Raw genomic sequence first — 10056 nt, 5'->3', positions numbered from 1 at the left:
GGCGCGCTTGCCACATCCGAAACCGACCACTATCAACCCCAAGGACTCTCGTTATGAACGAGGGACGACCGGGGGGCAGGTCAATGGCAATCAACGATTCCGTGAAAGCTGAATTGCTTTGGTATGCAGCGCCATTCGTCATTGAGTGAGGGTAGGTGTGCATGAAGCGTTTCTGTCGATCGGGCGACAAGCTTGTGTTCAGGCGTGTCCAGCAGCCGAGGGAAAGACGGCTGAGGAGGATCCATAACGAAAGCTGGTTTCAGCCGCCTGAAATATCTTTCAGCTTGGCAGCTGATAATATCGCGGTGTATAAGTATAAGCTTTAATAAAGCTGGCACATCCATGAACATGCTCTCTTTGTAAGTAATTCATTATTTTATATTTTGTTGTATATCGCATAACGACGTCGGATGGGATTAGTATAGGCAGGACAGAATTGCCATTGCCGCAACATCTTCCGGTGCTTTTATGTCTATTCAGGCACAAATCAATCAGCCAGAAGTTTTCAATGGGCAGCAATTCTTGCAGGTAGGCCCTATGCCTGCGCTGAAGGTCTGGGTGTGACCGGAACAGGAGGGATGGCAATATTAAAATGCATGGAAGATGCTTATCCTCCTTATGATGTGACAAGTTACATGACGTCGGAAAATATCAGGCAATGGGCAGAGATTGCGACGCGGAGAGCTTTGTTATCCGATGGTGGAAATATTCACAGCCGACTTGCAAATTTCGAGGGAGGAAGAGCTTATTTTTGCATGAAACCAAGGATGAAACTGTATTGCGATTGTGGTTGATGCTACGAGGGATTGGAAATCGTGACGTCGACGCCAAGTTTATCCTCTGACAATTCGTCTCAAACATCATCCGTGCATATCCGTATTATAGATGATGGAAACAGGAATTTTGGCCATATTTTCCAAGCAGAGAGGCTCGACTGCAGGGAAACGCCGATGACTGTAATGCCCGTACATCCATATATAGGCATTGTGAGATTGATGGCGCTGAACTGATTTTTACAGATTAATACGGCAAAAGTGACAAGCCTGTGCAAGACGGTCCCAATGGGAAAATCGTAACCTTCAGTCAGGATGAGCCGATATTCCCGGCAGGGTCATCAATGGATACAAGAGGATTTGCCTATATTCCGAACAGTTTTCGGAAAGGCAATGACAGATGTGGCTTACGCATTGCTTTGCATGGATGAATCAGGCTGCGAAGTCCATGGCCCCGGATTTGAATGCGGATTACAAGGGGGTAGATTTGCTGGGCGACGCAATTAAACAGGTGGGCAGATGTCTATACAGGTGGGCAGATGTCTATAATGTTGTCCTTTATATCCAGAAGTGAATCCAGCCAGGGAAAGCTTTGATGGTTGCTGGGATTGGTTTGGATAGGCAGGGAACGATTTTAATACCGGTCTGGAAAGCAGCTTAAAGGTTTTGTCAATTTGCTCAAAGCTTTTGGCTATGAAAATGAATAAGGGAGCGTCAGCTCCCGCAGATTGATTGCAAACCCCTCGTTTTCGACCACTGCCGAAAACGAGAGGGAGGGTAATCAATCCGAGGCCCCTTTGAGGGGCCTCCAATCCAGGATTTTATGACTGAATTCATGCCGGCAATTTTCTCACCGCACCATAAGCGGCACTGGTTGCCATCGCGGCATAGGCCTTGAGTGCGGTTGAAACCTTGCGCTTGCGTTCCTCTGCCGGCTTCCAGCCCTTGGCGTCCTGTTCAGCGCGGCGGGCGGCAAGGGTCGCGTCGTCCACATCAAGATGGATGGTGCGGTTTGGAATGTCGATATGGATGATATCCCCTTCGCGTACCAGACCGATCGTGCCACCTTCGGCCGCTTCCGGCGAGACATGGCCGATCGACAGACCCGATGAGCCGCCCGAAAAACGGCCGTCGGTGATCAGCGCGCAGGCCTTGCCCAGTCCCTTCGACTTCAGATAGCTGGTCGGATAGAGCATTTCCTGCATGCCGGGGCCGCCACGCGGGCCTTCATAGCGGATCAGCACGATGTCGCCAGGCTTGATCTTGCCGTTCAAAATGCCATGAACGGCCGAATCCTGGCTTTCGAAAATGCGCGCCGGGCCAGAAAATTTCAGGATGGATTCATCCACACCGGCCGTCTTCACGATACAGCCATCCTCGGCGAGATTGCCGTAAAGCACGGCAAGACCGCCATCCTGGCTGAAGGCGTGTTCCTTCGAGCGGATGACACCCTTTTCGCGGTCGGTATCGACGCTGTCATAGCGGCGATCCTGGCTGAAGGCTTCCTGCGTCGGCACGCCACCCGGTGCAGCGCGGTAGAATCTGTGCACCTCTTCATCATTGGTGCGGGTGACATCCCACTTGTCCAGCGCATCGGCCAGGGTCTTTGCATGGATCGTCGAGACGCTGGTGTTCAGCAGGCCTGCCCTGTCGAGCTGACCGAGAATGCCCATGATGCCGCCGGCATGGTGGACGTCTTCCATATGCACCGTGTTGACTGCCGGGGCGACCTTGCACAGCACCGGCACGCGGCGCGACAGCCGGTCAATATCGGCCATGGTGAAATTGACTTCCGCCTCCTGTGCGGCTGCCAGCAGATGCAGAACCGTATTGGTCGAGCCGCCCATGGCGATGTCGAGCGTCATGGCATTTTCGAAAGCCTCGAAAGTGGCGATCGAACGCGGCAGGACACTTTCGTCATTCTGTTCATAATAGCGGCGGGCAAGCTCAACGATCAGGCGGCCAGCTTCGAGGAACAGGCGCTTGCGATCGGCATGGGTTGCCAGCGTCGAGCCATTGCCCGGCAGCGACAGGCCAAGCGCTTCGGTGAGGCAGTTCATCGAATTGGCCGTGAACATGCCGGAGCACGAGCCGCAGGTCGGGCAGGCGGAACGCTCAATCGCCTTGACCTGATCGTCGGAGTAATGATCATCGGCTGCCGCAACCATTGCATCAACGAGGTCGAGCTTCTTGACCTTGTCGTCCCAGACAACCTTGCCGGCTTCCATCGGGCCGCCGGAAACAAAGACGACCGGAATGTTCAGGCGCAATGCCGCCATCAGCATGCCGGGCGTGATCTTGTCGCAGTTGGAAATGCACACCATTGCATCGGCGCAATGTGCATTGACCATATATTCGACCGAGTCGGCAATCAGTTCGCGGGAAGGCAGCGAATAGAGCATGCCGTCATGGCCCATGGCGATGCCGTCATCGACCGCGATGGTGTTGAACTCCTTGGCAACGCCGCCGGCGCGTTCGATCTCGCGCGCGACAAGCTGGCCGAGATCCTTCAGATGCACATGACCCGGAACAAACTGGGTGAAGGAATTCACCACAGCAATGATCGGCTTGCCGAAATCCTCATCTTTCATGCCAGTGGCGCGCCAGAGGCCGCGCGCTCCCGCCATATTGCGGCCATGGGTGGTTGTACGCGAACGATAAGGAGGCATTTTCGATCCTTTTAGGAACTGTTCTGACATAGTGTTTTGCAGTTGCCGACGGAAAACCGGTTCCCACTTTTCCTGGAACTGCACTAAGGTGTTTTCCTGTATGCCAGAACGCATCCGTTGGCAAAGCACAAATTGCCCCAGCTTGGTGCACGATCACACCTCAGGCCATGTGCGCATGGCCTGACTGCGCCGGACACACAGGAGATCCCGGCAAAGCGCAAGACGCATTTGCCGGTCCGGCCAATCTAGCACTGCTTTGTTATTTTGCAAAAGAAATTACGTCAAAAACGTAATGAAATTGCTTGCGCTGATGCGCTTGTGCAGGTCGATGCGGGCAGCGGGCAACTGGCGGCATGTCGCCGCCAGTTGCGTCAAATCCCGGCTTCAGAATGCGGTGAAGGTGAGCGTCGTCAGCGAGCGTACGATATGCGGGATGTTCAGCACATTCTCATTGATGAATTTGCCGATATCCTCGCCTTCCTTGACATAGATCTTCATCAGCAGATCGAATTCACCGCTGGTTGAATAAAGTTCGGAGACGATTTCGCGCCGGAAAAGCTCGTCAGCCACTTCATAGGTCTTGCCAGGCGTGCATTGCAACTGAAGGAAAACGGGTTTCATGACTTATCCTTTCGAGGCAGCATGGAAATTTCTCGTCATGCGGCCATCTCCATCCTTGGCTGGTTGAAACACGGCACCGGGCGGAAAATCAAGCGCTGATCTGTGGATCAGTCGAGTGGTAAATTAATTCTAGTACTTTATAATCAGATGAATTGTTCTGATATTGCCTTTTGTGTAATCAAAACGCAAAATTTGCAATGTGAAAATCTGCAACAAGTTGGCTGCCAGATGCGCTATATGGTGCCGCCAGTACTGATATTGTTTGCTGCGGCATTTATCATGCTGTGGTTTTTTGTGCGCAGGGCGCCTTATCTCATCTATAATGCGCTGGGCTTCGCACTTTTTGGCATCAGCTTTGCTGTCCAGCTGTCGCATGTTCCGGCTGATCTGGGGCTGAATGCCCTCGCATCAACATCGCTTTACATGCTGGGCGTCATCCTGTTTGGACGGGGCCTGCTCACGCGGCAGGCCATTTCCGCGCCCTGGGGCCAGTTTGCCCTTGTCTTTGCGCTGGTTCTGGGCGGCATTGCCTATTTCTATTACGTCCATCGCAATGTCCTGGGGCGCACGCTCATTCTCAATGCGGGCATTGCCACGACCCTGTTCATCACGGCATGGCATTTGCGCCGGACATTTCACAATGGTGTCGCGGATCGTCTCCTGCTGATCATGTTGACCCTTGTTGGCCTGCATTTCGTGCCACGCCTTGTCGTGGCCCTGTTCTCCGTCATTCCTGGCATGAGCGCGGAAAGTTTTTACAACTCCGCATTCTGGCGGGTAAATGAATATACGGCCCTGATCTGTGGCGTTCTGCTTGGCTTTAGCCTGTTTGTCACGGTGGCTTCGGATCATTTCAGGGATATGGAGCACGAGCGCGATACGGATCCACTGACCGGCCTTCTCAACCGCCGCGGCATGCTGCATGCCTTCCAGAAATGGCATAGGCCGGGCAGGACGTGCTGGATTGCACTGTGCGACATCGATCATTTCAAGCAGATCAATGACATTCATGGTCATGCGACAGGCGATATTGTGCTTGTCCGCTTTGCACAATTGCTGAATGAACTGTACACGCACTATCGCATCATTGGCCGCTTTGGCGGCGAGGAATTCATCCTGATTCTGGATGATTTGCCGCAGGAGGCGGTCCTTCAACGGCTGGAGGCGCTGCGTCTTCAGGTCAGCCAGACCGATTTCAGCGACGAGGACTGGTCGCATCGTGTCACCTGCAGTATTGGCTGTGCCCGCTTGCAGCGGGACACCGATTTCTGGGAGACGGTCAGGCGTGCGGATGTGCTCCTCTACCAGGCCAAGCGGGAAGGAAGGCACCGCACCATGATGGAACCGGCAAGAACAGAGGCGCCGGTTGTCCTGTCTCTTGGCCATGCCCCTGCGGGAGAGGGCGTGTTGGTGCACAAATCTTCCGATTGATGGTTGTTTTCAACTGTAGAGCGAAATAATTTTCTTCCATACCTGCGTGGACTGTATGGATTTTTCGAAGCTGTTTTGAATATCGGTGCGGTTATGGCATCCTAAGACTGCGCAGCTCTGCTACTGTTCTGTCAGATGGACACAGGAGGCGGTCATGAAGATTTTGAAATTTACTCTCACGCTGGCGGTATTTGTGGCTGCTGCATCTCTTGCAGGAACGGTTCAGTCTTCTTTAGCCGGTCAGACCTTGCTCAATGTGTCATATGATCCGACACGTGAACTCTACAAGGATTATAATGCTGCCTTTGCCAGACACTGGAAACAGCAAACCGGTGAAGATGTAACGCTGCGTGCGTCGCATGGAGGCTCTGGCAAACAGGCGCGTTCGGTGATCGATGGCGTCAAGGCGGATGTGGTCACGCTTGCGCTTGAGAGCGATATCGACGCCATTGTCGAGCACTCCGGCAAGATCGACAAGGATTGGCGCGGGCGCCTGCCGAACAATTCTGCGCCCTATACCTCAACCATCGTGTTTCTGGTGCGCAAGGGCAATCCGAAGGGCATCAGGGATTGGGGTGATCTGGTAAAGGAAGGCGTTGAGGTCATCACGCCAAATCCGAAGACTTCAGGCGGCGCGCGCTGGAACTATCTGGCTGCATGGGCCTGGGCGCACAAGGAATTTGGCGGCGACGAGGCGAAGATCAAGGAATATATTGCCGAACTTTTCCGCCATGTTCCGGTGCTGGATACGGGAGCGCGCGGCTCGACCACAACCTTCGTCCAGCGTCAGCTTGGCGACGTTCTGCTGGCCTGGGAAAACGAGGCCTATCTGTCGATCGCCGAATTCGGCGACAATGCCTTTGATATTGTGGTTCCGCCGCAATCGATCCTTGCCGAGCCGCCGGTTGCCATCGTGGACAAGAATGTCGATGCCAATGGCACGCGCAAACTGGCTGAAGCCTATCTGGAATATCTCTATTCGCCGGAAGGTCAGGCCATTGCGGCCAAACATTATTACCGTCCGTCCAGACCGGACATTATCCCGGCTGACCAGCGCCGGGAATTTCCGCAAGTCTCTCTGATCACCATTGATGATCCGATCTTTGGCGGATGGGCCAAGGCACAGCCCTACCACTTTGGTGATGGTGGAACTTTTGACCAGATTTACAAGCCGGCAAAATAGCAGACACTTCTGCGATGCCCAATCCTGTCAGGTAAGCGGATCGGGCGTCGGTTGGCTGCGCTGCAGACAGGCGCAAACTGAAGACAGGTGCCCCTCCGGGCCTGCTGCAGTTCGGGACGGACGGGGTGCCGAAACAGACACAGAGGGCATTCCCATGCTTTGATTCGCGGGGAAAGCTTGGGGAAGCGTTTGCAGAGAGGAATCAACCGCCACATGACCTCATTCGCCGTCAGGGCCAGATCCGGGCTTCGATTGAAAAAGCCAAGTGTTCTTCCGGGCTTCGGACTGACATTCGGGTTCAGCCTTGCCTATCTCACCCTTCTCATCCTGATCCCGCTTGCCGCACTGGTTCTGCATTCGACACAGGTTGGCTTCAGCGGTTTCTGGAGAATCGTGACCGATGAACGCACGATCAAGGCGCTTGAAACCAGCTTCGGTACGGCGCTGATTGCTGCACTCGTCAATGTGTTTTTCGGCGTCATTCTGGCGTGGGTTCTGGTACGTTACCGCTTTCCTGGCCGCCGTCTTGTTGATGCGATTGTCGATATTCCCTTTGCCCTGCCAACGGCAGTGGCGGGTATTTCGCTGGCTGCCATCTATGCGCCGAATGGCTGGATCGGCAGCCTGCTTGCACCATTTGATATCCGCATCGCCTTTACCCGCGCAGGCATTGTCGTTGCCCTGATCTTCATTGGCCTTCCCTTTGTCGTGCGCACCGTGCAGCCAATCATGGAGGAAATCAGCCTCGACGTTGAGGAGGTGGCTGCAACCCTTGGGGCATCGCGGTTGCAGACCATCGCATGCGTTCTGTTGCCGGGCCTTCAGCCGGCAGTCCTTACCGGTTTTGCGCTCGCCCTGGCGCGCGGGGTGGGGGAATATGGCTCGGTCATCTTCATTGCCGGCAACACGCCTTATGTATCGGAGATCGCTCCGCTGCTGATTGTCGTCCGGCTGGAGGAATATGACTATGCCGGGGCAACGGCGCTGGCCTGTGTCATGCTGGTGCTGTCATTCCTGATGCTGCTCGTCATCAATCTCATTCAGACCTGGTCGCGACGGAGATATGGCCATGGCGAGTGATCATGATTTCAGCCACGGCAACAGGGCCGTCACGGAAAGCCTGGCCACGCGCATTGGGCTGATCATTGTGGCGCTTGGCTTTCTGTCGCTGTTTCTCATCCTGCCCGTGGTTGCCGTCTTCGCGGAAGCCTTCCGCAAGGGGGCAGGCGAATATCTGGAGGCCATCCTTGAACCGGATGCCTGGGCGTCGATCCGGCTGACGCTGACGGTTGCCGCCATTGCCGTGCCACTCAATCTGGTGTTCGGCGTTTGTGCGGCATGGGCGATCGCCAAATATGAGTTCAAGGGCAAGGCGCTGTTTACCACCCTGATCGATCTGCCATTTTCGATTTCACCGGTGATTTCGGGCCTGGTCTTTGTGCTTCTGTTTTCAAGCCAGAGTCTGCTTGGGCCGTGGCTGGCACGCCATGGCATTGAAATCCTGTTTGCCGTGCCGGGTATTGTTCTGGCGACGCTGTTTGTCACCTTTCCTTTCGTTGCGCGCGAGCTCATTCCGCTGATGCAGGAACAGGGTACGGGCGATGAGGAGGCGGCCATTTCGCTTGGCGCCAATGGCTGGCAGACGTTCCGCTATGTCACCTTGCCCAATATCAAATGGGGCCTGCTTTATGGCGTTCTGTTGTGCAATGCGCGCGCCATGGGCGAATTTGGTGCCGTTTCCGTGGTATCCGGTCATATTCGCGGGCTAACCAATACCATGCCGCTGCATGTCGAAATTCTCTATAATGAATATAATTTCGTTGCGGCTTTTGCGGTGGCATCCCTGCTGGCCTTTCTGGCGCTGTTCACGCTGGCCATCAAGAAATTGCTGGAATTGCGCTATGGGGATGAACTCGTGGCAATCGGCAGAGGACGCTGAAAGATTTGAAAAGTCGAAAAGGGAATTTTTCCGTTCTGGCCGGGCGCTGTTTCGGCTATAGCGGTTTCAGGAAAAGTGGGAACTGTTTTCCGTCTGGAACTGCGAAAAAACAAGATGTTGAAGCATTCAGCATGTGTGCGGAAAATCTGGTTCGCTCTGGATGACGGACGGAAATGGATGCTGCGCAACAGCAAACTGGAAATCGGAAATGCCATCTGATGGCGAGAAGGAATGCCGCTGTCGCGGTGGTTTAAGAGGGAAGATATATGGAAGTTCGGGTTGCTGGCGTTCGGAAGGAATTTTCCCGTTTCCCCGCCTTGCACAATATCTCGCTGGACATTCGCTCCGGCGAACTGATTGCCCTGCTTGGGCCGTCCGGTTCAGGCAAGACAACGCTTCTGCGCCTGATTGCCGGGCTTGAAACGCCAACGGAGGGCACGATCTATTTTGGCGATGAGGATGCTTCGCACAAGACGGTGCAGGAGCGCAATGTCGGCTTCGTCTTCCAGCATTATGCCCTGTTCCGCCACATGACGGTAGCGGAAAACATCGGCTTTGGCCTCAAGGTTCGCCGCCGCGCGATCCGCCCGTCGAAACAGGAAATCAACCGGCGCGCGCTGGAACTGCTCGATCTGGTGCAGCTCAAGGGGCTGGAAAAACGCTATCCGGCGCAATTGTCGGGTGGTCAGCGCCAGCGCGTGGCGCTTGCCCGTGCCCTGGCGATCGAACCGAGGGTGCTGCTGCTGGACGAGCCATTCGGCGCGCTGGACGCGCTGGTGCGCAAGGAACTGCGTCGCTGGCTGCGCGAGATCCATGACAAGACCGGTCATACAACCGTATTCGTCACCCATGATCAGGATGAGGCACTGGAACTGGCCGACCGTGTCGTTGTCATGAGCCAGGGCCGCATTGAACAGATCGGCACGCCGGACGAGATCTATGACAATCCCAATTCGCCATTCGTCTATGGCTTCATCGGTGAATCGAGCGCGCTGCCGGTACGGGTCGAAAAGGGCGAGGTCTGGCTTGCCGACCGCACGATCGGCCTGAAAGCGACAGATGTGCCGGATGGCGATGCGCAGCTGTTCTTCCGTCCGCATGATGTCGATCTGCTGGGCGATTGCGGTGGCTGTCTGGTTGGTACCGTGATCACCAGCCGCCGTTCCGGTGCCAAGCGCCGGGTGGAACTGGAAATCGGCGGCGCGCGGAATCGTGTCGAAATCGAAATTCCGGCCGATCATCCGGCCACCGACAAGAGTCGTCTGGCCTTCCGCCCGCGTTACTGGAAGGTCTTTGCGAAAAACGGCTGATTCTCCCGATCCGGATATGCAAATGCCATTTGCCCGTGACAGGTGGGCAAATGGCTTTCTTTTTGCCGCTCCGTGCCGGTTTCCGGGGCGATGAGACTGCGTGTTCCCGCATCCGCGGCACAGTTTCCGC

Annotated in this window: 7 protein-coding genes; 5 read left to right on the top strand and 2 right to left on the bottom strand. The window is 55.1% G+C overall.

Annotation, left to right across the window (positions count from 1 at the left end; genetic code table 11):
• Nucleotides 1–1606: 1606 nt before the first annotated feature.
• Entirely contained in the window at nt 1607–3442 is a 1836-nt protein-coding gene (gene ilvD, locus ACFO1V_RS05760; protein ID WP_374830020.1) for a dihydroxy-acid dehydratase, read from the bottom strand.
• A 384-nt stretch (nt 3443–3826) separates the two neighbouring features.
• Nucleotides 3827–4063 carry an Lrp/AsnC ligand binding domain-containing protein gene (locus ACFO1V_RS05755; protein ID WP_374830022.1) on the bottom strand — a complete coding sequence of 79 codons (237 nt, stop codon included), beginning with the start codon at nt 4061–4063 and terminating at the stop codon, nt 3827–3829.
• Nucleotides 4064–4342: 279 nt separating this feature from the next.
• On the opposite strand from ACFO1V_RS05755, the gene ACFO1V_RS05750 reads away from it, so the two are divergent.
• The 5 genes from ACFO1V_RS05750 to ACFO1V_RS05730 all read left to right on the top strand — a co-directional run bounded on the left by ACFO1V_RS05750 (nt 4343) and on the right by ACFO1V_RS05730 (nt 9926).
• Nucleotides 4343–5494 carry a GGDEF domain-containing protein gene (locus ACFO1V_RS05750; RefSeq protein WP_374830024.1) on the top strand — a complete coding sequence of 384 codons (1152 nt, stop codon included), beginning with the start codon at nt 4343–4345 and terminating at the stop codon, nt 5492–5494.
• Between the two features lie 154 nt (nt 5495–5648).
• Nucleotides 5649–6677: a sulfate ABC transporter substrate-binding protein gene (locus tag ACFO1V_RS05745; protein ID WP_374830026.1), complete on the top strand. Its 1029-nt coding sequence runs from the start codon at nt 5649–5651 to the stop codon at nt 6675–6677.
• A gap of 213 nt (nt 6678–6890) precedes the next feature.
• Complete coding sequence (gene cysT / locus ACFO1V_RS05740) at nt 6891–7757, top strand: sulfate ABC transporter permease subunit CysT (protein WP_374830028.1); 867 nt, start codon at nt 6891–6893, stop codon at nt 7755–7757.
• Nucleotides 7747–8616 carry a sulfate ABC transporter permease subunit CysW gene (cysW, locus tag ACFO1V_RS05735; RefSeq protein ID WP_374830030.1) on the top strand — a complete coding sequence of 290 codons (870 nt, stop codon included), beginning with the start codon at nt 7747–7749 and terminating at the stop codon, nt 8614–8616. The genes cysT and cysW overlap by 11 nt, the downstream gene beginning before the upstream one ends.
• A 266-nt stretch (nt 8617–8882) precedes the next feature.
• Entirely contained in the window at nt 8883–9926 is a 1044-nt protein-coding gene (locus tag ACFO1V_RS05730) for a sulfate/molybdate ABC transporter ATP-binding protein (protein ID WP_374830032.1), read from the top strand.
• Nucleotides 9927–10056: the final 130 nt, after the last annotated feature.

This window comes from Daeguia caeni, from assembly GCF_042653845.1.
Taxonomy (GTDB): domain Bacteria; phylum Pseudomonadota; class Alphaproteobacteria; order Rhizobiales; family Rhizobiaceae; genus Brucella; species Brucella caeni.
Note: the sequence above shows the minus strand (reverse complement) of the source record. Positions and strands in the feature narration are given on the sequence as shown.

Bases quoted from the DNA above. Each gene is read 5' to 3' on its own strand.
- ACFO1V_RS05755 (WP_374830022.1), bottom strand. From the start codon at position 4,063: ATGAAACCCGTTTTCCTTCAGTTGCAATGCACGCCTGGCAAGACCTAT.
- ilvD (WP_374830020.1), bottom strand. From the start codon at position 3,442: ATGCCTCCTTATCGTTCGCGTACAACCACCCATGGCCGCAATATGGCG.
- cysW (WP_374830030.1), top strand. From the start codon at position 7,747: ATGGCGAGTGATCATGATTTCAGCCACGGCAACAGGGCCGTCACGGAA.
- cysT (WP_374830028.1), top strand. From the start codon at position 6,891: ATGACCTCATTCGCCGTCAGGGCCAGATCCGGGCTTCGATTGAAAAAG.
- ACFO1V_RS05745 (WP_374830026.1), top strand. From the start codon at position 5,649: ATGAAGATTTTGAAATTTACTCTCACGCTGGCGGTATTTGTGGCTGCT.
- ACFO1V_RS05750 (WP_374830024.1), top strand. From the start codon at position 4,343: ATGCTGTGGTTTTTTGTGCGCAGGGCGCCTTATCTCATCTATAATGCG.
- ACFO1V_RS05730 (WP_374830032.1), top strand. From the start codon at position 8,883: ATGGAAGTTCGGGTTGCTGGCGTTCGGAAGGAATTTTCCCGTTTCCCC.